Source organism: Phyllobacterium sp. LjRoot231 (assembly GCF_964253365.1).
Classification (GTDB): Bacteria; Pseudomonadota; Alphaproteobacteria; order Rhizobiales; family Rhizobiaceae; genus Phyllobacterium.
This window is the reverse complement of record NZ_CAXUQT020000001.1, coordinates 1297729-1321606: the sequence shown is the minus strand read 5'-3', so window position 1 is coordinate 1321606 and position 23878 is coordinate 1297729. Positions and strand designations below refer to the sequence as shown.

Below are 23878 nucleotides of genomic sequence, written 5' to 3'. Positions count from 1 at the left end.
ATAGGTTCGAAGCATGTCCTTGCCAAGGCTGGCGTTCAAACTCATGTCAATTCTTATTAATCTGGTTTACAGGGGAGCGCTTGTACCCCTGTAGTTGAAAGGTTTCTGCAACGGATTGAGCAAGGATTTCATCATAGCCCGAAAGAATATGATCGAACAGGGCAAGGTGCCGCGTCACAGAAATCCCATCAGGCAATTTCACGTGATCACTGACAGCCGGAACATCAACGATCTCGCCATCGAGAAATAAAGCAGGACTCGACAAAGTCGATGGCCGGTGAAAATCAGTCGGGCGGGCATCGCCTAGAAATTCCACCCCCCGAGCACCAGTCGCGGTGACCTTGATTGATCTGTTGGTATGATTGCTGATCCGGTAGCGCCCATCCCAGATAGCAATCGTGCCTGGATCGACGTTGACTTCCTGCAGCGAGCGCATTTCACGATAGATAAGCGCCTTGTCGTTCTTGAGTTGAAGAACACAACGGTTCATTGTGATACGCCCCGATGAATGTTGCGAACAAATATACTGCACGGCTTTGTCGCAATTCTCCGCGGGAGGCAGGAACGATTGCCCGCCGATCGTCGCCATGAGCACGGCAATGGCAAGGTGCTGGGCATCCTGCTCTTGCAGGACCCAGTTTTCACGACTGATTTCAGCGCGGATTCCATCGTAAATTGTCACACAATGCGGTAGAAACTGCGCAACCATGTTGCTCAGCAATCGTCTTTTGTTTGCTTTTTCAGCAATCTCGCACGCAATTTCTTGCCGGTCCGCATTCCGTAGCGCCTTGCGAATTCGGACGCGCTCGTATTTCGGATTATCATTGGAAGGATCGTCTCGCCAGACAATCCCTCTCCTACGCAGATAGTCGCGCAACTGTTCGCGCGAGACATCGAGCAAGGGTCGCACAAGCCAGATTTCGCGGTCAAGCAGAGTCGCCAGCGCCATGCCGGCCAATCCGCGTTCGCTCCCTCCTTCACCCGTTCGTGCCGAGCGCATGACAAAGGTCTCGATCTGGTCGTCAAGCGTATGACCTGTAAGAACCATTTCGGCGGCGGCATCGCGCGCAGCAAGACACAGCAGATTATAGCGAACATCGCGCGCCTTGGCAGATAGGCCTGTAACCGGTTTTGGTCCGTCCCAGCTCAATATCCGGTGCGCAATTCCAAGCTTTTCGCAAAGTCTCGCGACAAAATGCGCTTCATCCGCCGATTCCCGTCGAAGTCCATGATCAATCGTGACCGCGATTATCTCTGGAAAGGTGGTACGTCCCGCGCGATAATCGATCAAAAGATGCAACAGTGCCAAGGAGTCACTGCCACCGGATACCGCGACAACGACCGATTTCAGTCCCTTGAAATCAATCCCATTGAAAATGCCGGCAAGATCAAGACCCGGTTCAGCATTTGTTGGCGGCACGTTCATTCTTCACGCGCTCTTTGATCGCTGTAGAGATATTGGGATAGCGGGAGGTCACTGAGGCAAACGTCGCGCAGGCAACCTCATGATCCTGCATCCTGGCCAGCGTCATGCCGAGCTTCAAAAGGTTTTCGGGGCTCTTTTTGGCGTCAGGAAATTGCTTGTGATTGTCAAGGAAGACCGAGGCGGCCTCCTGGAAACGCCCCTGACTATAAAGCGATTCACCGAGCCAGTATCGCGCATCAGGATCCGCCGGGTCTTTCGGGAAACGATCCACATGGCTACGAAACGCCGCTTCTGCGCTTTTATAATCTCCCGACAGGAACAACTGATACGCCTGACTGTAAAGCACCTTCGGATCATCGGTATCCGGCAGCGATGCTACGGTTGTATTATCTGCCGACGGCACAGGAGGGGTATCATTTCTTGAACCACCAATTACGTTGCCATTGGCATCAAACTCGATTTGTCCAAGCGGGCGCGGCGGCTCGCCAAGCTGAGGTGAGCTGGAAGAATCGGTTTGTGGGTCAATAGCAACGGAATCAGTAGTGCCGGCTGACGAGTCCCGAGTGGAAGCCGTTGAACCGGGGGAGGCATCAGTCGATGCCTCCCCGGTTTTCCGCGACGGCGTTACAGAAGCGACGCTGCGGTCGCTCTTGCCGCCGGCATCCGAGCGCTTGCCCTTTTCCAGTTCCTGGAACCGGAATTCATTGTCTTCTTGCACCTTCCGCATCTGCTCCTGCATCTGAAGGATTTGGAAGTTCAGTTCCTCGATCTTGCCGGTAAGCTGCCTGATCTGTTCCTCCAGCTGGCTGACACGCGGATCGCCTGCCTGCGCCATCAAGACAGGCGCATCGCTCGTCGCGATGTCCGTCTTCGGCACTGGCGGGAAAAACCCGCCATCAATGTTGGAGGCATGGCCCACGCCGGTCGCCAGAAATGGCAGCACCGTCATCGCCAGTACCATTCTCTTTAGTCGTTTGTTCATTCCTTTTACCGCCCCTGATATGGGAATAGAAACACCGCTGGGATTTGCGGCAGCTTATCTAACACGAGCAACGTGACTTCGGCCAAATTTTGTTTTGACCGGAGTTGAAACAGAAAAAGCGGCCCGAAAGCCGCTTTTTCCTGGGTAGAATCAGGTCGGCTTAGCTGCCTGCGCCACCAAGAACGGTGATTGCACGGCGGTTTTGTGACCAGCAGGATTCGCTGTCGCAAACGGCGACCGGACGCTCATTACCGTAGGAAAGGGTCTTGATGCGTGCTGCGGGTACGCCCTGCGATGCAAGGTAATTGCGTGTCGCGGCTGCACGCCGTTGGCCAAGGGCAAGATTGTATTCACGCGTGCCGCGTTCGTCAGCATGACCTTCGACCGTGATTGCGTAGTTCGGATAGCGCTGGAGCCACTGAGCCTGCTTGGCCAATGTCTGCTGCGCATCGGCGCGAATAACGGACGAGTCAACGTCGAAGAAAATACGGTCACCGACATTGACCGTGAAATCCTGAGTGGAGCCAGGTTTTGCGCTGCCAGCAAGGCCGAGGTCACCGGCACTGTTAGGCAAGTTTTTCTTCGAAGCACAACCCGCAATAGCGAGAGACAGGAAGAGTGCAACGAAAACTGGACTGCGGGCGATCATTTCGAAGCGGCGCATAGCCTGGACTCCTTAAGAATTGAATTGTTTCGGTGAACAAGCAGTAACCATATCGAGGTTAAGGCCTGTTCAAGAAACAGGGTTAATCCACTCTTAACACCAGGATTAACGGCGAAATTGACAGTGTGTCGTGCACCCTTAAGGCACAAATTAAGGCGGAAAGACGACAATTCGCGGCGATGTTCTGCAACACCGCCGCGAATGTCCGTTATTACTGGTTTGTCCACCAAATCATTCAAGCAAGGGCGACCAGGCTGGGTCGGATGCCAAGTTCGGGGTCTGAATTTGGCGCAGATTCCGGCCGGTCAGATCGACGGTCGAAAGTTTGGGGCTGTTGGAGCCGGGCGGCAAGCGGAAGAACATCAGCACACGGCCGTTCGGTGCCCAGGTCGGACCCTCGTCGTGATAGCCGCTGGTCAGAATTCTCTCACCCGATCCATCGGTCTTCATCACGCCGATAGAGAATTCACCACCAGACTGCTTGGTGAAGGCGATAAGATCACCGCGCGGCGACCATACCGGCGTCGAATAGGATCCATCGCCGAAAGAGATGCGCTGTGGATTGGATCCGTCGGCGCCCATCTTGTAGATCTGTGGCCGGCCACCGCGATCCGACTCGAACACCACTTGAGTGCCATCGGGAGAATAGGATGCGCCTGTGTCGATGGCTGACGTACTCGTCAGACGCGTCGTGGTCCGGCTACGCAGATCCATCGTATAGACATTGGCGCTGCCGTCATCCTGCAAAAGGCTCATAACGACCTTCTGACCATCGGGCGAGAAGCGCGGCGCAATAGTCATACCCGGAAAATTTCCGACAAGCTCGCGCTGACCAGTTTCGAGCTGCAGAAGATAGATCTGCGGCTTTCCGCCCTCGAAAGACATGTAAGTGATTTCCTGACGGCTTGGCGAAAACCGCGGCGTCAGAACAAGGTCCTTGCCATTGGTCAGATAGCGCACATTGGCGCCGTCCTGATCCATGATAGCGAGGCGCTTGATGCGCTTTTCTTTCGTACCGGATTCGTCGACGAAGACAACACGGGTGTCGAAATAGCCTTTTTCACCCGTGAGCTTCTCATAAATCGCATCGGCGATAATGTGCGCGACGCGGCGCCAGCTTTCAGGTGAGGTAAAAAACTGTTGCCCATCGAGTTGTTGCCCGGCAAATGTATCCCAAAGGCGAAACTCAGCCTTCAACCGGCCGTCGCCTTGCTTGGTAACCCGGCCCGTTACGAGTGCCTGAGCATTGATGACCTTCCAATCCTCAAAGCGAGGAGCGGCGTCCGGATTGGATATCTTTTCGATGAAGGCGCCTTTATCGACGGGCGCAAACAATCCCGATCGCTCCAGATCTGCAGCAATCACATTGGAAATATTCGTGCCGAGTTGATCGCCCGAAAGAAAATCTGTGATCGCTATGGGCATCGGCTCGACAACACCCTTGGTGATATCAAGTTTCAATTGGGCTTTCGCTGGTAGCGTCGCCACGATCAATGTCACCACGACCATCGCGAAAGCTGCACATAAAGTCCGGAATATTTTTAGCATTAGTTCAGGGCCCTCTTTTGGCTGGCCTATTATCGACATCAGGTAGCACCGGGATGGAACGTCAATTCGACGCTCGACCAGGTGTCGTATTTATCTTGGGGTAGGTTAAACGGTGCTGACTTCATCACCGCCCGCAAGGCGCTACTCTTTACCGCATTCAACAACGCTGAATCGCCACCGCTGCCGGTAACCTCGGGTCGGCCGTCAATCTCTCCATTCTGCGTTAGCCTGAATTTCACAATGATGATCATTTCAGGGGTCTCTTCGGCTCCGACTGGCTTGTTCCAGTTCCCTTCGATGAGTCCTCGCAACGCATCCATCTCGCTCTGGCTAAGTTTGGATCCGCCGGTAGCCTTGTTCGCGCCAAGGGAGGCCTGATCACTCGATCGCTTGGCTCCTCCCGCCGATGGCTTCTGTTTGTTCAGAAGCTCTGCGACTTGATCAGCGATGCCGTCTTTATCCTTTGAAGGCGTCGACGCAGTTTGAGTGGGCTTTGGCTTTTCCGGTACTTCCTTGCGATCTGGCGTCTTCGCCGTCTGCGCTGGCGGTGTCGGTTTGGCTTCAGGCTTCGCTACCGTATCGGGCAGCTTGAACGCCTCCTCGGCGGGCTTATCTACCGGGGGTGTCGGCGTCGGCTTGGCTTCCTCTTTCGGCACCGGATCGGATTTAATCTCATTGATCGCTTCGGCTACAGGATCAGGCTTTACCTCTTCCTTCGGAGCAGGCTCTGGCTTTACTTCTGTAGCAGGTACTGGAACCGGTTTCGGTTCAGGCTTCACTTCCGGCTTGGGTTCCGGCTGCGGGTCAGGTTTGGCAACGGGCGTCTCCGAGGGCTTCGGTGCTTGAGCAGCTTCGACCGGTTTTGGTTTCGTCTCGGGAGTGGGTTTGGTTTCCACATCCGTTTCGCTGTCGCCTATATTCTGTGCGTCCGGAATCGTCTGGGGTTTTTGTGTCGGCTTGGGCGCTGGCTTTTCAGCCTTTGGCGCTTTCTTGTCACCCTTCTGCAATTGGCTCGTATCAGAAACGATATCTATCGGCATCGACTCCGAATTCGCCATATCCATTGGCGTCGGCGTGGAAAACGACAAGAGCCCCCAGCCGATGACCACAGCATGGATGATTGCGGAGGATGTGACGCTGGCCCGCATGGTTGATCAGTTAGCCTCCGGGAGACTGACGAGACCTATGTTCTTGAAACCCGAACCGGAAATCTGCGCCATGACCTTCATGATCGTTCCGTAGTCGGCGGATTTATCACCCTTGACGAAAATGCGTTCGCTGTAGCCAGTCTTGGCGATGGCTTGCAGTTTCGGCACGATTTCTTCGAGCGGAATTTCGGTTTCCTGCAGATAGATCTGCCCCTGCTGATTAATGGTAACGTAGATCGGGTCGGCTTCGCTGTTCAGGGTCTGCGCCGATGTTTCGGGCATATCGATTGGAACGCCCACCGTCATCATTGGTGCTGTGACCATGAAAATGATCAGCAGCACCAGCATCACGTCAACGAGGGGCGTGACGTTGATCTCGCTCATCAACGCTTTGCTGGCCCGTCCGCGACGCCGGCGTCCGCCTGAAGAACCGTTGTTACCTATCGACATGCCCATGGCATCAAATCCTGCAATTAACGTATCGGTTTCTCAAACGTGTCCTCAAGCCCGTGGCAGCTTCTCATCGATTTGCCGCGAGAGTATGGCGGAGAATTCATCGGCGAAGCCTTCCATGCGCGCAGTCAGTTTTCCCGCATCACTCGAAAGCTTGTTGTAGGCGATAACCGCCGGAATGGCGGCGACAAGGCCAATGGCTGTTGCCAGCAGTGCTTCAGCAATACCCGGTGCAACAACAGCAAGGCTGGTGGATTTTGAACCCGCAATGCCCATGAACGAGGTCATGATACCAATGACCGTGCCGAACAGACCGATGAACGGTCCGGCCGAGCCGATGGTTGCGAGGAAAGTCAGTCGCGCGGCGAGGTAGTCGCTCTCCCGTGCCAGCGCCACATCCATCGCCTTGTCGATACGCATTTGCAGTGCGATCGGCGAGCGGGCGCCTTTTTCGAACGATTTCTTCCATTCCCGCATCGCGGCAATGAAAATGGAGCCCATGCCGGTGGTGCGTTTGTCGCCGAGGTTGCGGTAGAGTTCTTCAAGGGATTGTCCCGACCAGAAGATTTGCTCGAAACGGTCGAAGGCGCGCTTGGCGCGGCCAAATCCGAGAACCTTGTCGATGATGATCGCCCAGGTCCAGATGGACGCGCCGAGCAGACCCACCATCACAAGTTTGACCACAAATCCGGCCTGCCAGAACAGGCCCCACAAGGACACGTCCGATGTCTGAACGGCAACCGCTAAATTTTCCATATCCACAATCCTCGAATCCGAAAACCCGGCATGTTGACCGGGTCGCAATCGTCTCAATCCAGATGAGCCACGCTTGAAACCGGAATTTTCCAGTAACCATACCGCGGCTTCTTGACGTTAAATTTGGTAAAACGAAGGCGTTAACGCAAAACGCCCCCGTTTGATCGTCCTATTCATGATTTGTTATGGTTAAGGATCAGTTATGATTCAGCGGAACTGGCTATTATAAACGCTTATTCCTGCGATTGTGGCTGAAAGAGCTTGATCCATTCGGCCGGAAACCGTCGCGGACGGCCGGCACCGTTAATCATCGCTGCTTCCACGGTCGCGGAGATAAGAAGATCGTCTCCCCGCTTAATGGCCTGCGCCATCCTCACCCTTGCGCCGGATATTTCTGCCGTTCGCGTCTCGATCGTCAATACGTCATCGATCCTTGCTGCCGATTTGAAGTCGATCTCCATGCGCCGTACCACCCAAACGATGCTTTCACCAAGTTTTCCGTCAACAAGCTCCGAATGATGCACGCCGAGCAGACGCAGATAATCCGTACGCCCACGTTCCAGAAATTCGAGGTAACGGGCGTGATAGACAAGTCCGGAAAAATCCGTATCGGCATAGTACACCCGCACCAGCAGACGGTGTCCGGCATCTGTCAATTCACCGGCCAACCCGGTGGCAATTGATGATGAAGAATTGTTTTCGATCATGGTCCTTCCCTTTTGCAGGCTTGGCGGGCATTTTGTCCAGAGCCCTCCTGAATAGGATGCGAAAGAATTGTTCCTGCCATTGCTACGCACCCTTCTTTGCCTCTCTTGCCTAGTTGCTGGCTCGGTGACCACTTCAGCCACGACATTCACCATGAAGCATGGTCTCAATCTCGATCTATGGACCACGTGGCCGCGACCTGAGCGCTGGGATGAGGAAGCCGTCCTCGCAAATTTTCCTGAGTGGCGACGAGGCATCAGCATCGGTACTCTGGAAGATATAAGGAAGGCGGGCTTTGATTTCGTCCGCATGCCGATCGATCCCGCCATCTTCCTGGAGGACGCGTCCGAGAAACGTGTGACGACGCTCATTGCCGAAACGCTCAAGACGGTAGACATGCTGCATAAGGCGGGGCTCAAGGTAATCGTCGATTTTCATTCCATCCCAAGCGATACGCGAAAGGTCGACACCAACCATGTGATCGCCGATGAAGCGCTATTCACGCGATACGTACAAATGGTCGGACGGCTTGGCAGAGCATTGTCCGACACGGACCCAGCTACCACTGCGTTTGAACCATTCAACGAGCCGGTGATCGATTGCGATCCCACACTTTTCCCTAAATGGCCGGCAATGTTGTTGCAGTTGCATAAGGCTGCTCGCGATGCAGCCCCGAACCATACATTGGTTTTGTCCGGGGGGTGTTGGTCTAGCGCCTATGGATTGGAGAAGGTTGACCCCACTCCCATCGCCGACGACAATGTCATCTGGACCTTTCATTCCTATGAACCCTACGTCTTGACCCATCAAGGTGCCGACTGGACAGGCGATTCCATGAGTTATGTCGAAGGCTTGCCCTATCCGCCGGATCTGATGGGCGAAAAAGCCTTCCAAGAACGTCTAGCCGCCATCCGGCAAACAATCGAGGCCAAAGCGCCCAAGGAGAGGCGTGAAGAGCTTCTGATCGGCTTCAACGAAATGGTGGGCGGCATAACAAATTATAAGGAGGTTCTTGCCGCATTGAACGAACCGTTCGACAAGGCGGAGGCGTGGGGAAAGAACAACAATATCCCCCCGGAGCGCATATTTCTGGGCGAATTTGGTATGATACGGAAGGAATATCAAAAGAAATTTCGCATGCCGTCAGACTGGCGCGCTTCTTATTTGAAGGACGTGACCGAAGCCGCACAGAAACGCGGGTTTCCCTGGTCGGTTTGGTCGTGGGGCGGCGCTTTCGGCATCACACTCGATGACAAACAGCGTGTGCTCGACCCGGTAATTCTGAAAGGTCTCGGGCTAAAAACCGAGTAATCAATTGTCTTCCTGGAAGAGGTTGATCTGTTGCTGGATGATATCGGCCGGTGCGTTCAAGCCAAGATGCTTCCACGCATTTGCGGTTAGAACCCGCCCGCGCGGGGTACGCTGGATAAAGCCCTGCTGTATCAAATAGGGTTCGATAATATCTTCGATCGCATCGCGAGGTTCCGAAAGTCCCGCAGCGATCGTTTCGATACCAACCGGCCCACCACCAAAATTATGAGCAATCATCGCAAGATAGCGCCGGTCGAGCTGGTCAAGACCGAGCGTATCAACTTCAAGGCGCAACAGCGCGGAATCCGCCGTCTCGCGGTCGATCTTGTCCTTGCCATCGACAATGGCGAAATCCCGCACGCGGCGCAGAAGACGTCCGGCTATACGCGGTGTACCCCGCGCACGACGAGCGACTTCCAACGCTCCGTCATCGGTAACGCCAATGCCCATGATCCGTGCCCCGCGCCGCACGATATGTTCCAGTTCCTCGACCGTGTAGAAATTGAGCCGGATAGGAATACCGAAGCGATCCCGCAACGGTGTGGTCAAAAGTCCCAGCCTTGTTGTCGCGGCAACCAGAGTAAACTTGGCGAGATCAATTTTGACCGAACGGGCCGCAGGTCCCTCTCCGATAATCAGGTCAAGCTGATAGTCTTCCATTGCCGGGTAGAGAATCTCTTCGATCGCTGGATTGAGGCGGTGGATTTCATCGATAAAGAGAACATCGTTCTCTTCGAGATTAGTCAGCAGCGCCGCAAGATCGCCGGCCTTGGCGATCACCGGTCCGGAGGTCGAGCGAAAATTGACACCGAGTTCCTTGGCCATGATCTGCGCCAGGGTGGTCTTGCCAAGACCGGGCGGCCCGACGAACAGGACATGGTCGAGTGCTTCGCCGCGCGACTTCGCCGCCTCGATGAACACTTTCAGATTAGCGCGCGCCGCCGCCTGACCGACAAAATCGGCAAGAGTCTGCGGGCGCAGAGAGGTATCGAGATCCTCACCACGCTTGTCGGGCGAAATCAGACGGCTTGCATCACTCATGCGCCTGTCCTCGCATAACCCGCGCGTTCAAACAACAGCATCAGCGCGACAGTTCCTTCAAGCCAAGCCGGATCAGCTTGGCTGAGTCGGCGTTCTCACCCGCATCCTTCATGGCAGCGGCGATAGCGTTAGCCGCCTGATCGCGCGAATAGCCGAGATTTGTCAGAGCCGACACTGCGTCGGTAACCGAAGCGGGTGCGACGCCCTCGCCCAACTCCTGCTTGAGCCCGATGGTACCTAGTGCCTCGCCAGCAAAGGCTGGCGCCTTGTTCTTCAGTTCCGTAACGATGCGCTCAGCCACACGCTTGCCGACCCCCGGCGCGCGACTGACCATGGCGATATCGCGCAGGGCTATGGCATTAGCGAGATCGGATGGTGTCAATGTCCCAAGCACGCTCAACGCAACCTTGGCGCCAATGCCCTGGACGCTTTGCAACAGGCGGAACCATTCACGCTCAAGCGCGGTGCCGAAACCGAACAAACGGAGCAAATCTTCACGCACATAAGTCTCTATGAGTAAGACAACCGCCTCGCCCGGGTCGGGCATGTTGGAAAGTGTCCGCGCCGAACAGAAGACAACGTAACCCACCCCATGCACATCGACGATGACGTGATCCTCGCCAATTTCATCGACTGTACCCTTGAGCTTTCCGATCATCCGAGTGACGCCAGTTTCTGCTCGATAGCGAAGCGCCCGATTGCGCTTTGGCGATGATGAGCGTGGCAAATAGCAATGGCCAGAGCATCGGCAGCGTCATCCGTGTCGAATACCGCCTTCGGCATCAGCACCTTAACCATCATGTGGATCTGTTTTTTTTCGCCGTGCCCGACACCGATCACCGCCTTCTTGACGGCGTTCGGTGCATACTCGGCAACGTGCAGCCCAGCAAGCGCGGGCACCAGCAAGGCGATACCCCGAGCCTGGCCAAGCTTGAGCGTCGCAGTGGCATCCTTGTTGACGAAGGTATGTTCGACAGCCGATTCGTGCGGCATCATCTCGTGGATCACCCTGGCGAGTCCATCATGCAATTGACAAAGGCGCGAGGCGAGATCGAGTTTGGCGTCTGAAAGAACGGTACCAGCCGCAATAAAGCGCAGTGAGTTACCAAGCGTTTCGATGATACCCCAGCCCGTCCGCCGAAGACCGGGATCAATGCCGATGATACGAATCGCTTCTTTCATGTCGAGACCTTATCCATGTGTCATCGATCTTGACAGCAAAAAGGTGAACAAAAGAGAAACAAACTTGTGAGTCGTCAGCGATGGCTGAATGCAGTTGCCAACAAACTGAGCTGATCGGAGACCGGATTGGTCGAGAGGAGCCGCTTTTGCTCAACGCCAGCGCCTTCATTGTAGATTTCATCATCCATCTGGCGGACGCGAGCCTGCAAGCGCAATGAGCGGTGCACGATATCGCAATAGGATAGCGGAATTTCATCCCAACCGACAACTGTTTCAGGCGCCGAGTCCGTATCGAGCCGAACCTTGGCTTTTTCGGAAAGCACCTGTTCAAGTGTCATTTCACCGCTGCGGGATGCACGCTGAAGAAGCAGCCAGGATGCGACCTGCATCAGGCGCGTTGTCAGCCGCATTGATTCGGCGGCATAAAGCGTCGCCGCTATGCGCGACAAGCGCTTGGCCTCCTCACGGCCTTCACCGTCGAGATAGAAAGCGGCTTCTTCCACAAGACTCATGCCCTCGTCATAGAGATGATTGAAGCTCTCCGAGCGAACCATACGCTCTGCTAGTCTTATTGTGTTGTCTACGTGGAATTCCTGTTCGGTCATCATATGCCCTGTTACCTAAAATGCGCTGCCACGATCCGCAATTTACCAAAGCAGTGCTCCCTTACTGGAACAGCAAGCGAGGTATCACAACGGTCGGCGAGCAGTAGTCCCCAGCAACCTGCCTGCATCCTCACAGGAGCGCAAGTTTATCCTTAATAAAGGGTTAACGGCAGGGTTAAACATTGGATATGAACATAAAAAAAGAGCCGCAAAAAACGAGGCGGCTCTCAGGAGTCTAACAGGGAGGCGTCAAACAAAGTGGCCAAACCACTTGGTAAGAATCCAGAAAACTGGATGATCAATTTATAGATTCTAATGCTTAACGACTGGTTAACGGTAACAAGAAAGTTGAGTTCATCGCGAGGCCACCGCTCTCGTTGCCGGCTTCATTGCCCCGTTCATCGGCTTGCCGGCAACCACGGTTTGGGGCTTGACCGGCTTTTGTACCGGACGCCCGCCCCAACCGATGCGCGGCAGCCATTCGAGATAGTAGGCCAGGGCAAATTGCGCCATGATCCCACTCGCGATAAGAAGCGTATCGTCGAGCAACCCACCTGGATTCAGAACCTTGACGACCTGCGCAACCATGGCAAGGATCGTACCGGCAACAAAAACCGGCAGCGAATGCTTGCCGAGAATGGCCAGCGGATGCTCTGGAGCCGTTCGAGCAAGATTGGAAACCGCCGGCACCGAAACAATCACGTAGGCAAGCGCCAGAACATGGGCCAGTCGGGTCAGCGACAGGAACGTTTTGTCGAAGCCCGTTACGACCGTCGGCAGGCCCAATGACGTATCGACACCCCATAATGGCCAACGCACCCAAGCTAGTGCAATCAGGATATAGGCTACGGAAAGGCCGAACAAATATTTGTTGAACGCAATGGTCCCGCCACGGCGCACATGCATAACCCCTGCTATCCCAATGACAAAGAGGAACTGCCACGACAGCGGGTTGAGAAACCAGACGCCATTGGTCGGATAGTTTGGCGGCGCGATTTGGTACACTCCTGCAACCAGCCATAGAAGGCCGGAAATTGCCAGCATGACCGTGAGGCTAATGCTTCCGATCATCAGGAATAATGGCAGCATCAGCAACAGCACGCCATACATCGACAGGATGTTGTTATAGCCAATCTGATGACCCATCGTCGCAAGGCCGATAAGTGCCTTTGCAGGCTGATCCATAAGCGGACCGATATTGATGAACGACATGAATTCCGGGCGCTTCAGGTAGATACCTGCAGCACAGAAAATCGCAAGTGTCGCGATCGTCGTGAGGATATGAGCGCAGTAGAGGGTTGTAGCCCGCCGCCAGGCCTTGAGCGTCACCAGAAGACGACTCCCGGGTTCGAACTTGGAACCGTAGGCGAGACCGACGGCAATGCCGGAGATCAATACGAACGCCTCGGCGGAGTCAGAAAATCCAAAGTTTTTATGGGTCAGGTTTTCATAGACCGTTCCCGGAATGTGATTGATGAAGATCGTGAGAAGAGCCAAAGCCCTGAATACGTCGATACGGGTGTCCCGCTGTTTGAGCTGGTTCTGTGTCATAGCGTTCACCAATATCCTGTCATGCGCGGTCAATTGCGCTTCCGGCCTCGATGGGAAGCGACTCGCTTGGGCGGGTGTGATTGATAATGTTGACATAGGGCAAAAGTTGCGATTGCGCCGATCAACTTTCGTTCAAAATTATGACAAGCTCGCAAGTCCGTCGTAGGTGAGCTTCAGACCCATCAGCAGAATCATCACATACATGAACGGGTAAAATACCTCGGGGCGCATCCGCTTGACGATCCACGCGCCGGCAAAAGTCGCGAGTGGCGCAAGCGGCATGAGCACGGCGGATGCTTTCAGATTCGTCGCGTCGAACTGACCGAGCGCAAAATATGGAATGACCTTGATCGCGTTGATGATCGCGAAGAAAATAACGCTGGTTCCGTTATAAACTTTTGGATCCTGCCGTAGCGGCAGAGTATAGACCTGATAGGGTGGACCGCCCGCGTGGGCGACGAAACTTGTAAACCCGGCGATCATCGACCAGAGCGTGGCCGACCCGGCATTGTGGGGTTGTGCGGCTGCACGCCTTTCTGCACTTGCAAAGATATAGCGCGCGAAAAAAATGATCGCGACCAATCCGACGATCAGCTTCACCATGTCATCGGTAACGATCGAGGCGGTTAGCCAGCCAATACCAACGCCAAGCAAACCACCAGGTAGCATCAGTTTCAGTGTCATGGGGTCGCGATAACCACGCCATGACCAAAGACTTGCAACATCCATGATGATCAGAGTGGGCAACATGATAGCTGCGGCCTGTACCGGCGGCATGACGAGCGCCATCAATGGCACACCGACCTGCCCCATCGCACCGCCAAGCCCCCCTTTGGAGAGGCCTATGAGAATGGTGGCCGGGACGGCGGCGGCATAGAACCATGGGTTCATCAGAAGATCTGGCATGGCGGGAAAATCCGGCAGGAGAGACCTCTCCCTTTAACCCTGCTCGACACAATTGAAAATGCTTTTTGGAAATATGCCCCGATTTGATACATAAGATATTGAATTCGCAAGAATTCGAGAGAGACCTATTGAGAACTCAGCCTGACGAGGCACGTGGTGCGGTTCTGGAGAACTGAAACGCGGTGGACTTTCGGGTCCTTGAGCACTGGAAGCACAGAAAATCGCATCAGATGCCTGTCAGACTGAAGTTATCAAAAGTTTGTCAGGACTGTTCAAAGCAACTCTCATCCTCTATGCCCGAATTCTATCACGATTGCCCGGTCTATGAAGAACGATTGTAAGGTCGCAACCCATGAACATCGAACCGACACCTCAACGCTGCCGTATCGTTTTGATTGCGCCTCCTGCTGCGAGCGCAGCTGAACTTGCCAAGCTGCTTGGCGATGCGCTTTCGGGCGGTGACGTCGCTTCGGTATTATTGCCCGCATATGAAGCGGACGAGACTCTGTTCCAGACCATCGCCGAAACAGCCGTTCCGATTATCCAGAATGCCGGTGCAGCAGCAATCATCGTCGGCAACACACAGATCGCTGGTCGCGTCAAAGCAGACGGTCTGCATATCGAGGGAGCGGTCGCTGATATTGCAGCCAATGTGGTACGCTTTTCGCCCAAAATGATCGTTGGTACCGGCAATATCAAGAACCGCCATACCGCACTGGAAATTGGCGAGGCCCAACCGGATTATGTGCTGTTTGGCAAGATTGGTGCCGATAACAAGCCGGAAGCCCATCCGCGCAACATTGATCTTGCGGATTGGTGGGCTTCCATGGTCGAGATTCCTTGCATCATTCAGGCAGGCAATACTCTCGAAAGCATCCCCGATGCCGTAGCAACGGGTGCTGAATTCGTCGCCCTTGGTTCGGCCATCTTTGATCGAGCAGATCCGGCAGGGGCTGTCCGGGAGGCCAACCGGCTTCTTGACGAGCACGCGCCTAGATTTGAGGAATAATTCTATGGGAGCAAGACTAGGAAAACTCGTCTGTTTTGTTGCGGTTGCACTAATGGCCATGCCGGTTTTCACAGTAGGAGGCCTTGCCCAGACCGCTCAAAAACCACCCGCGGCGGAACCGGCAACGACTCTTGCGCCCGCAACGCCCGCATCGCCGGAAACGACTCCCAAGCAGGATAAGCCCAAATCACCCAATGATCCCGCCCTTGAGACGGTCAACCCAACGCGGTTTGGCAAAGGTCCGGAAGACGACGCTTTCGGCGCCTATCAACGCGGTCTCTACAAAACGGCTTACAACCTGGCTTTGCCGCGTGCTGAGGGAGGTGATCCCGCCGCCCAGGTTTTGCTGGCTGAAATACTGGCGCGCGGGCTGGGTGTCCCCACGAATATGCAGGAATCGGCAAAATGGTACGGCAAGGCTGCAGAGCAGGGATTGCCTGAGGCACAATTCCGCTATGCAGTGATCCTACTTCAGGGCAAATATGCCCCGAAGGACCCCAAGAAAGCGAAGGAGTTGATGAAAGCTGCAGCAGACGCTGGAAATGCCCCGGCACAGTTCAATTTTGGTCAAATCCTGCTGCAAGAACGGCCCGGTGCCACAGGCATCGAGAACGCTTATCCCTGGTTCCAGAAGGCTGCGGACAAGGGTCTTCCCGATGGAGAATATGCGCTCAGCCAGGTTCTCGCCAACGGCACACTGACTATTCCGCGCGATGATGCCAAGGCACGGCAATATTTGGCGAAAGCCGCTGTCAAGGGATACGACACAGCTCAGCTCGATCTAGGGAGCTGGCTTGTTACGGGCCGTGGCGGGGCAAAAAACTATAAAGCCGGCTTCGGCTGGATGTTGCGCGCGGCAACGGGCGGCAACGTCGCAGCGCAGGCGCGTCTCGCCAAGCTCTACCGTGACGGCCTCGGCGTCGAGGGCGATTTCATCAAGGCGGCTGCGTGGTACATTGTCGCCAAGCGTGCAGGTTTGAATGATCCAGAACTCGAATCGTTCATGGATGGCCTCGACGATACCCAGAAACAGGCCGCAATCGCAGAAGCAAACAAGTTGCAGTGAGCCGCCTTCGATCTGATATGTTGACGCGCTGATCATCACAGCAATAGGTTCACGACGACCAGCACTTCAATTCAACTGATGGGAATAGAAAATGCCGTTGATCAACCGCGCTCATGATATGCAGCAACATGTCGCCGAATGGCGCCGGCATCTGCATGAGAATCCAGAGATCATGTATGACGTGCATGAAACATCGCGATTCGCTGCAGAAAAATTGCGAGAATTTGGCTGCGACAGTGTCGAGACCGGCATCGGCAGGACCGGCGTTGTCGGCATTATTCGTGGTCGTCATGGGGACGGACCGGTTATCGGTTTTCGCGCCGACATGGACGCATTGCCGATAGCTGAAACCAGCGGCAAACCCTGGGCTTCGAAAACACCAGGCAAGATGCATGCATGCGGCCACGACGGTCACACCGCGATGCTTCTTGGCGCAGCACAATATCTTGCGGAAACTCGCAACTTCAAAGGCACGATTGTTGTTATTTTCCAGCCTGCTGAAGAAGGTGGCGCCGGGGCTCTCGCAATGATCGACGACGGTTTGATGGACCGTTTCAGGATCAGCGAAGTCTATGGCATGCACAATGCGCCAGGCCTGCCCGTTGGTCAATTCGCCACCCGAAAGGGTTCGATCATGGCGGCGACTAACGAGTTCGAGATTACGGTTGCGGGACGTGGTGGCCATGCCGCAAAACCGCAAACGACCGTCGATCCGGTGGTGATTTCGGCCCACATCATTCTCGCCCTGCAGTCAATCGTCTCGCGCGAGACCGATCCTCTGAACGCTCTAGTTGTTTCGGTAACGCAGCTCAACGGTGGCGACGCGTCCAATGTCATTCCCGATGTCGTCAAGCTTGGCGGTACAGTTCGCACCCTCGTGCCGGAGGTGCGCGAATTCGCACAAAAGCGGCTCATTGAAATCGTCGAGTCGACTGCGGCCGTCTTTGGCGGCAAGGCGGAAGTCATCTATCATCAGGGCTATCCGGTGACATTCAATCATGAGCGTGAAACGGAGTTCGCTGTCAGCGTTGCCCAAACGATCGTTGGCAACACCGCTGTGACGACAGATATGCCGCCAGTGATGGGCGCCGAGGACTTCTCCTATATGCTGGAACAGCGGCCCGGCGCCTTCGTTTTTATCGGCAACGGCGATTCAGCAGGCCTCCACAATTCAGCTTATGATTTCAACGACGACGCCATTCCCTACGGCATCAGCTATTGGGTCTCACTAGCGGAAACAGCGTTAGCCGCCTGAGTCACTGATGGCGAACATCGAGAAGAGGCATTGAGGCTGTTTTTGCGCCCTCTCTTGCCTATTTCGTGAATTTGTGGTCTTGGAAGCGCCATTCTTGACCGCCGCCGTGAAGACTGGCGCGGGTATTCAACACAAATCCGAGTACACAAATGAAAATCAACGGTAATGAAATCCGCACCGGCAATGTGATCGAACATGATGGCGGCCTCTGGGTTGCTGTCAGGACCAATCATGTCAAACCCGGCAAGGGCGGTGCTTATAACCAGGTGGAATTGAAAAACCTCATCAATGGTACGAAGCTGAATGAGCGTTTCCGCTCTGCCGAGACTGTCGAGAAGGTCCGCCTCGAGCAGAAGGATTTCTCCTTCCTCTACGAACAGGGCGAAGCGCTGATTTTCATGGATACCGATAGTTATGAACAACTCGAGCTGCAAAAGGATTTCGTTGGCGATCGCGCCGCGTTCCTTCAGGACGGTATGATGGTCACGGTCGAACTCTATGACGAGCGTCCGATCGGCATTTCGCTTCCTGATTATGTAACGCTGGCAATCACCGAGGCAGATCCTGTCGTCAAGGGTCAGACGGCAGCGTCTTCCTACAAGCCCGCAGTTCTGGAAAACGGCATCCGCGTTCTCGTTCCGCCGTTCATTTCGTCAGGCGAGCGTATCGTCGTCGATACGAACGAACTGACATATGTCCGCCGCGCTGACTAAGCGGGTCCAAAGCGCCAGTTCCTCGCTTGGCGGAATTGGCGCTTTATAATTTTTGATTTGACGGAGAAATAACCCGAAATGGCGCGTTCAGCGATCCTCAATGTAATGGTGCAGGCTGCTATGAAAGCCGGCCGCTCGCTCGCTCGCGATTTTGGCGAAGTTCAGAACCTTCAGGTCTCGCTAAAAGGACCGGGTGATTATGTCAGCCAGGCGGACAAGAAGGCCGAAGAAATCATTTACGCGGAATTGCGCCGTGCCCGTCCCGATTACAGCTTCCTGATGGAAGAATCAGGTGTAGTCGAAGGCATAGACAGCCAGCACCGTTGGCTGGTCGATCCGCTGGATGGCACCACCAATTTCCTGCATGGCATCCCGATTTTCGCCGTCTCCATAGCACTGGAGCGCCAGGGGCAGATCGTGGCCGGCGTCATCTTCAATCCAGCCATGGATGAGCTCTACACAGCGGAACGCGGCGGTGGAGCATTTCTCAACGACCGCCGCCTGCGCGTTTCCGGACGGAGCAAGCTGGTGGATTCCGTTATCGGGACCGGTGTTCCCCATCTCGGTCGCGGCGATCACGGCAACTACCTCCTGCAAATGCGCAACGTCATGGCCGAAGTGTCCGGTATCCGCCGCATGGGCGCGGCGGCTCTCGATCTGGCCTATGTCGCAGCAGGCCGCCTCGACGGTTTCTGGGAGGATGGTCTTTCACCGTGGGATATCGGCGCGGGTATCATCATGATCCGTGAAGCCGGTGGCTTCGTCACCAATCTCGATGGAGGGCAGGACGTAATCGAAAGCAAGGCTATCATCGCTGGTAATGAGGCCATCCAGCGCGCCCTTCTGAAGACGTTGAAAAAGCCCATTTAAGTCGACGTAATTGTTGCATGTCCGGAACAACGACTGAGTTTTGCTCAAACGAGAGCAAATTCAGCCATCCGAGCACCTTTCAATTTCACCATAATTTCGGTTAGGGTCGCAGAAATCGATTTGACTTGCACGGAAAGCGTGCAGGCCAAGGGATTGTGTGTTCATTGTGCACCTGTAATGTGCACCGATTGCGATGCGGAGACGACACGATGGCTGATTTCAGTTCGACCCGCCAGGGTGTGGACGGCGATGATTTTGATCCTTACCGGCTCTCCAGCCCGCGGTTCGTGCTTCTATCGATGGCGATCTTTCTGGCAATCGTTGCTTTCCTTGCCGCCATTCTCTTTCGTCAGATCTCGGTCTTCTTCACCACCAATCCGGGCCTCAATGGCTTGATTATCGGCGTCCTGATTGTCGGTATCCTCCTTGGTTTCGGCCAGGTCATCCGGTTGTTTCCCGAGGTTCGCTGGGTCAATTCTTTCCGGCAGGGCAACAATGATCCGAATGCCAAACCAATCATGCTCGCGCCGATGCGTGCGCTGATTGGACGGCGTCAATCCATGGCGCTTTCAACCAGCGCGATGCGCTCCATGCTTGATTCCATTGCTGCGCGGCTTGATGAAACCCGTGATATCTCGCGCTATCTCATCGGCCTTCTGGTGTTTCTCGGCCTTCTGGGAACCTTTTGGGGACTTCTCGAAACGATCGGCTCCATCGGCCAGACAATCCAATCACTCGACCCTCGTGCTGGCGATGCCAATAGCGTCCTCGACTCGCTGAAAGCTGGTCTGCAATCACCGCTCCGCGGCATGGGCACGGCCTTCTCCTCTTCGCTCTTTGGCCTTTCCGGATCGCTCATATTGGGTTTTCTCGATTTGCAGGCGGGTCGGGCTCAAAACCGCTTCTATACCGAGTTGGAAAACTGGCTATCAAGCGTCACGGATCTTGGCTCCGACCTGCACGCGTTCGATGCCGCGAGCAGTGGTGCCTCCGACGAACTCCGCGCATTGTCGGAACGCCTGCAAAACATTCAGGAGACTGGCGGATCGAGCCAGCGCACAACGGCTGCTCTGGCAAGCCTTGCCGAAGGCATCCAGGGGCTTGTGAAGAACATGCGGTCCGAGCAGCAGATGATGCGGGACTGGGTCGAAAAACAGTCTGACGAACAAAAAGCCATTCGCCAAACGCTAGCCAAACTGGGCGATGCCATCGCCCGCGACAAGGCAAACTGATGGCTCTCGTTCGCAACCGCAAAGCCATTCGCCATGTTGATTACTGGCCGGGGTTTGTCGACGCGCTGTCGACGCTGCTCCTGTCGATCATGTTTCTGCTCTCGGTCTTCGTTCTGGCGCAGTTTCTCTTGAGCCAGGAAATTACCGGCAAGGACGCGGTGCTCAACAGGCTCAACTCCCAGATCAACGAACTCACACAACTATTGTCGCTCGAACAGGGCAACAAACAGGATCTGGAAGATACGATCGCCAATTTGCAGGCATCGCTCACCAGTGCGCAGAACGAGCAGTCACGGCTTCAGTCCCTGCTCTCTCAAGGTGCAGGTGCCGGCGCCGCAGCCGAAGGCAAGATCAACGAGCTCTCCACGGGTTTTGAGAATGAAAAACAAATCAGCGCACGTGCACTGTCGCAGGTCGAAATTCTCAACCAGCAGATCATGGCCCTGCGCAAACAGATCGGCGCCCTGGAAGACGCTCTCAATGCCTCTGAATCGCGTGACAAGGAATCGAACGCCAAGATTGCCGATCTCGGCAAGCGGCTCAACGTTGCTCTCGCACAACGCGTGCAGGAGCTTAACCGCTACCGCTCGGACTTCTTCGGCCGCCTGCGCGAAATTCTCTCCGACCGGGAGAACATCCGCATAGTCGGCGATCGTTTCGTCTTCCAGTCCGAAGTGCTGTTTCCATCAGGAACAGCAATCCTCAATCCGGCCGGTTCCGAGGAAATGAAAAAACTCGCCGCCGCCTTGATCGATCTGCAGAAGGAAATCCCTGACGACATCAACTGGGTTCTGCGTGTCGATGGCCACACGGACGATGTCGCTCTTTCCGGGACCGGTCAGTTCAAAGACAATTGGGAGCTCTCGTCGGCACGCGCCATTTCCGTGGTCAAATTCTTGATTGCCAATGGTGTTCCGGCAAACCGCCTTGTAGCAGCAGGGTTCGGCGAATTTCAACCGCTCGAACCCGGCGACGCGCCGGAAGTGCGTGCCCGAAACCGCCGTATTGAGCTGAAATTGACTGAACGCTAAGGGGAGCGCTCACTACGGGCACCTTCTTTCCCGTAAATCTGTGTCCATCATATCAAAGAACCGGGTATGCTTCCCCCTTGCCACGCCCGCTTTCGCGTCTGGTCATTGAATGGTGGTGGGAAGACGGGCGGTCGTCGAAGCGCGCCTTGGTAGATAGATAATGCGATCCGAAGACCGCCCGCTAACGTTGTCCCCCTGCCGGCCAGCTTCTGCCTGTTCCGCGGGGCGAGTGGATGAACGCCTGGAGTCCGGGCCCATCGTCGCCGTCGGTGCAGTGTCCGCACGATTGGCGTTTGGCGTCAACAATCGGAGGCAATATCTGCCTGTATGCACAGATTGACCTCCGAAGACGAACAGGTCGGCCAGCGCTTGGGTCCGTTGCCCGCCCACTGACACGCCGTCCTTCCCCACTTTCGAACGGCTCCGGAAGCAGCTCCCCGTGGAAAGGACGCCGTTAGAATAAGCGATGTTTGGAGGTCGTGGATAAACAGCCACGATTATTTTTTGAATAACCGGGATTTTTGTACCAAAACTTATCCCACTTACAGTACCCGTCAGGAGTTCTGAGTTATATTTATCCACGAAACGGCGTCACGCCGTTACTCCGCAGCGCCCTTGAAGGCATCCGCGCCCGCTTCGAACTGCAGCTTGGCGAGGCTGGCATAGATGCCGTTCTTCTTGACCAGCGTCTGATGCGTACCTTCCTCGACAATGCGTCCATTCTCCATGACCAGAATGCGGTCGGCCTTCAGCACAGTTGCGAGGCGATGAGCAATCACCAATGTTGTGCGGCCGTGCATCAAATGGTCGAGCGCCTTCTGCACCAGCATTTCGCTTTCAGCATCAAGGGCAGAGGTTGCCTCGTCTAGCAGAAGAATAGGCGCGGCGCGCAGGATGGCGCGCGCGATGGCAATGCGCTGACGCTGGCCGCCAGACAGTGTCACGCCGCGTTCGCCGACTTGCGTATCATAGCCATGGTCGAGCGCTCCGATAAAATCATGCGCCAATGCGGCCTTGGCTGCAGCTTCGATCTCGCCATTTGTAGCCCCAAGCCTGCCAAAGCGGATATTTTCACGTGCGGTCGTGGCAAAAATCGTCGTGTCCTGTGGAACGATGGCAAGGCGCGAACGGATGGCTGATGGGTCAGCCTTGCGGAGATCGACACCATCGATGCGGATGCTACCAGAGACAGGGTCATAATAACGCAGCAGCAGCGAAAACACGGTGCTCTTGCCGGCGCCGGACGGGCCAACGATGGCGACGGTCTCGCCCGATTGGATGTTGAAATCAAGGCCCTTCAGGGCCGGAGCATCCGGGCGCGATGGATAATTAAAGTGGACATCGTCGAAGCTTACAGAGCCGATCGGTGGCAGCGGCAATGCAACAGGATTGGTGGGTGTTTCGATTGCCGGCTTCTCCGCCAGGATTTCCATCAATCTTTCGGCAGCGCCGGATGCCTGCGACAGTTCACCCCAAACCTCGGAAAGCGCACCCAGCGCACCTGCCGCGAACACCGCATAAAGCAGGAACTGGCCAAGTGTTCCCGGCGTCATCGCACCTGAAAGGACATCGCGCGAGCCAAACCAAAGCACGGCGACAACGCTGGAAAAGATCATGAAAATAGCGAAGGCGGTCAAGATCGCCCTGGCCTTCACCGACGATCGCGCCGCAGCAAACGCATCTTCGACCGATGCGCCAAAGCGCGCTGTTGCCAGTTTTTCGTTCGTAAACGCCTGCAACGCACGCACGGAAATGATGGATTCGCTGGCATAGGCGGTGGCATTGGCCAACGTATCCTGGGCGGCACGCGAACGGCGGCGCACCGATCGCCCGAAAGCCACCAGCGGAATGATGATTAGAGGGATCGCCGCGATAACCAGCCCCGAAAGCTTGGCACTGGTGATCACCATCATGACGATAGCGCCCAAGGCAAGAATGAGGTTGCGCAGCGCAACCGAAGCAGTCGCGCCGACGGCTGATTTGATCTGTGTCGTATCCGCCGTAAGGCGCGACACGATCTCGCCCGATTGCGTGCTATCGAAAAATGCCGGGGAAAGCCTGGTCAGATGGTCGAACACATCGCGGCGCAAATCGGAAACAATGCGCTCGCCGAGCGTAATCACGAAATAGTAACGGCCGCCCGAAGCGAGGGCGAGAAGCGCGGCAAGCACCACCAGCATGCCGAAATAATTGTTCATGAAAGCGCCATTGGCGCCGGTAAATCCATGGTCGATCATGCGCCGGACAGCCAGCGGAAGCGTCAGCGTCGTCACCGCCGCGAGGACCAATGAAACCAGCGCACCAGCTATCATGCCCCGATAGCGTGACATATAAGGGAAGATACGTCTCAACGGTTTCAATGAGCGGCGCTTTCTTTCCGCTTCGTCAGAGCGAGATGGGGTCATATTGGAGCCGTTCTGTTTC

23 protein-coding genes are annotated in these 23878 nt (G+C 55.4%); 8 read left to right on the top strand and 15 right to left on the bottom strand.

The annotated features are described in order from the left end of the window. Nucleotides 1–46: 46 nt before the first annotated feature. The 8 genes from tilS to ybgC form a co-directional block, all read right to left on the bottom strand. Nucleotides 47–1426, bottom strand: coding sequence for a tRNA lysidine(34) synthetase TilS (tilS, locus tag ACSQ3H_RS06415; protein WP_436116283.1), 1380 nt, complete (start codon nt 1424–1426; stop codon nt 47–49). Then, a complete protein-coding gene (gene ybgF / locus ACSQ3H_RS06410; protein ID WP_436119367.1) occupies nt 1401–2261 on the bottom strand; it encodes a tol-pal system protein YbgF in 861 nt (286 codons plus the stop codon). Before ybgF ends, tilS begins: the two co-directional genes overlap by 26 nt. A 307-nt stretch (nt 2262–2568) precedes the next feature. Next, on the bottom strand, nt 2569–3072 hold the full coding sequence (gene pal / locus ACSQ3H_RS06405) for a peptidoglycan-associated lipoprotein Pal (protein ID WP_436116282.1): 504 nt from the start codon (nt 3070–3072) through the stop codon (nt 2569–2571). Between the two features lie 231 nt (nt 3073–3303). Further along, entirely contained in the window at nt 3304–4620 is a 1317-nt protein-coding gene (gene tolB, locus ACSQ3H_RS06400; RefSeq protein ID WP_436116281.1) for a Tol-Pal system beta propeller repeat protein TolB, read from the bottom strand. 38 nt (nt 4621–4658) lie between these two features. Continuing rightward, nucleotides 4659–5768: a cell envelope integrity protein TolA gene (locus ACSQ3H_RS06395; RefSeq protein ID WP_436116280.1), complete on the bottom strand. Its 1110-nt coding sequence runs from the start codon at nt 5766–5768 to the stop codon at nt 4659–4661. Between the two features lie 6 nt (nt 5769–5774). After that, a complete protein-coding gene (gene tolR / locus ACSQ3H_RS06390; RefSeq protein WP_436116279.1) occupies nt 5775–6224 on the bottom strand; it encodes a protein TolR in 450 nt (149 codons plus the stop codon). A 45-nt stretch (nt 6225–6269) separates the two neighbouring features. Continuing rightward, nucleotides 6270–6977: a protein TolQ gene (tolQ, locus tag ACSQ3H_RS06385; protein WP_436116278.1), complete on the bottom strand. Its 708-nt coding sequence runs from the start codon at nt 6975–6977 to the stop codon at nt 6270–6272. 233 nt (nt 6978–7210) lie between these two features. Then, nucleotides 7211–7684 carry a tol-pal system-associated acyl-CoA thioesterase gene (ybgC, locus tag ACSQ3H_RS06380; RefSeq protein ID WP_436116277.1) on the bottom strand — a complete coding sequence of 158 codons (474 nt, stop codon included), beginning with the start codon at nt 7682–7684 and terminating at the stop codon, nt 7211–7213. Between the two features lie 151 nt (nt 7685–7835). Here ybgC and ACSQ3H_RS06375 point away from each other — a divergent pair, with 151 nt between their 5' ends. Further along, nucleotides 7836–8993, top strand: coding sequence for a glycoside hydrolase family 5 protein (locus ACSQ3H_RS06375; RefSeq protein WP_436116276.1), 1158 nt, complete (start codon nt 7836–7838; stop codon nt 8991–8993). Here ACSQ3H_RS06375 and ruvB read toward each other — a convergent pair whose 3' ends face one another. The 6 genes from ruvB to ACSQ3H_RS06345 all read right to left on the bottom strand — a co-directional run bounded on the left by ruvB (nt 8994) and on the right by ACSQ3H_RS06345 (nt 14278). Next, complete coding sequence (gene ruvB, locus ACSQ3H_RS06370; protein ID WP_436116275.1) at nt 8994–10034, bottom strand: Holliday junction branch migration DNA helicase RuvB; 1041 nt, start codon at nt 10032–10034, stop codon at nt 8994–8996. It lies immediately after the preceding gene. 40 nt (nt 10035–10074) lie between these two features. Further along, a complete protein-coding gene (ruvA, locus tag ACSQ3H_RS06365) occupies nt 10075–10692 on the bottom strand; it encodes a Holliday junction branch migration protein RuvA (RefSeq protein WP_436116274.1) in 618 nt (205 codons plus the stop codon). Beyond that, nucleotides 10689–11216 carry a crossover junction endodeoxyribonuclease RuvC gene (gene ruvC, locus ACSQ3H_RS06360; protein ID WP_436116273.1) on the bottom strand — a complete coding sequence of 176 codons (528 nt, stop codon included), beginning with the start codon at nt 11214–11216 and terminating at the stop codon, nt 10689–10691. The genes ruvA and ruvC overlap by 4 nt, the downstream gene beginning before the upstream one ends. A gap of 74 nt (nt 11217–11290) precedes the next feature. Next, entirely contained in the window at nt 11291–11824 is a 534-nt protein-coding gene (gene rcdA, locus ACSQ3H_RS06355; RefSeq protein ID WP_436116272.1) for a protease adaptor protein RcdA, read from the bottom strand. A gap of 351 nt (nt 11825–12175) precedes the next feature. After that, nucleotides 12176–13372 carry an OpgC family protein gene (locus ACSQ3H_RS06350; RefSeq protein ID WP_436116271.1) on the bottom strand — a complete coding sequence of 399 codons (1197 nt, stop codon included), beginning with the start codon at nt 13370–13372 and terminating at the stop codon, nt 12176–12178. A 138-nt stretch (nt 13373–13510) separates the two neighbouring features. Next, entirely contained in the window at nt 13511–14278 is a 768-nt protein-coding gene (locus tag ACSQ3H_RS06345; protein ID WP_436116270.1) for a sulfite exporter TauE/SafE family protein, read from the bottom strand. 352 nt (nt 14279–14630) lie between these two features. Between ACSQ3H_RS06345 and ACSQ3H_RS06340 the strand changes: the two genes are divergently transcribed. From ACSQ3H_RS06340 to ACSQ3H_RS06310, 7 genes are all read left to right on the top strand, one after another. Beyond that, a complete protein-coding gene (locus ACSQ3H_RS06340; RefSeq protein ID WP_436116269.1) occupies nt 14631–15287 on the top strand; it encodes a thiamine phosphate synthase in 657 nt (218 codons plus the stop codon). Between the two features lie 4 nt (nt 15288–15291). Next, nucleotides 15292–16353: a tetratricopeptide repeat protein gene (locus ACSQ3H_RS06335; protein ID WP_436116268.1), complete on the top strand. Its 1062-nt coding sequence runs from the start codon at nt 15292–15294 to the stop codon at nt 16351–16353. Nucleotides 16354–16444: 91 nt separating this feature from the next. Then, nucleotides 16445–17608 carry a M20 aminoacylase family protein gene (locus tag ACSQ3H_RS06330; protein WP_436116267.1) on the top strand — a complete coding sequence of 388 codons (1164 nt, stop codon included), beginning with the start codon at nt 16445–16447 and terminating at the stop codon, nt 17606–17608. A 149-nt stretch (nt 17609–17757) separates the two neighbouring features. Beyond that, nucleotides 17758–18321 carry an elongation factor P gene (gene efp / locus ACSQ3H_RS06325; protein WP_106719145.1) on the top strand — a complete coding sequence of 188 codons (564 nt, stop codon included), beginning with the start codon at nt 17758–17760 and terminating at the stop codon, nt 18319–18321. Between the two features lie 78 nt (nt 18322–18399). Then, nucleotides 18400–19191 carry an inositol monophosphatase family protein gene (locus tag ACSQ3H_RS06320; RefSeq protein WP_436116266.1) on the top strand — a complete coding sequence of 264 codons (792 nt, stop codon included), beginning with the start codon at nt 18400–18402 and terminating at the stop codon, nt 19189–19191. 209 nt (nt 19192–19400) lie between these two features. Continuing rightward, entirely contained in the window at nt 19401–20423 is a 1023-nt protein-coding gene (locus ACSQ3H_RS06315; RefSeq protein WP_436116265.1) for a MotA/TolQ/ExbB proton channel family protein, read from the top strand. Next, the gene (locus tag ACSQ3H_RS06310) at nt 20423–21454 is read left to right on the top strand and encodes a peptidoglycan -binding protein (RefSeq protein WP_436116264.1); all 1032 of its coding nucleotides are present in this window, start codon (nt 20423–20425) and stop codon (nt 21452–21454) included. Before ACSQ3H_RS06315 ends, ACSQ3H_RS06310 begins: the two co-directional genes overlap by 1 nt. A gap of 599 nt (nt 21455–22053) precedes the next feature. On the opposite strand, the gene ACSQ3H_RS06305 is transcribed toward ACSQ3H_RS06310, so the two are convergent. Beyond that, on the bottom strand, nt 22054–23859 hold the full coding sequence (locus ACSQ3H_RS06305; RefSeq protein WP_436116263.1) for an ABC transporter transmembrane domain-containing protein: 1806 nt from the start codon (nt 23857–23859) through the stop codon (nt 22054–22056). Nucleotides 23860–23878: the final 19 nt, after the last annotated feature.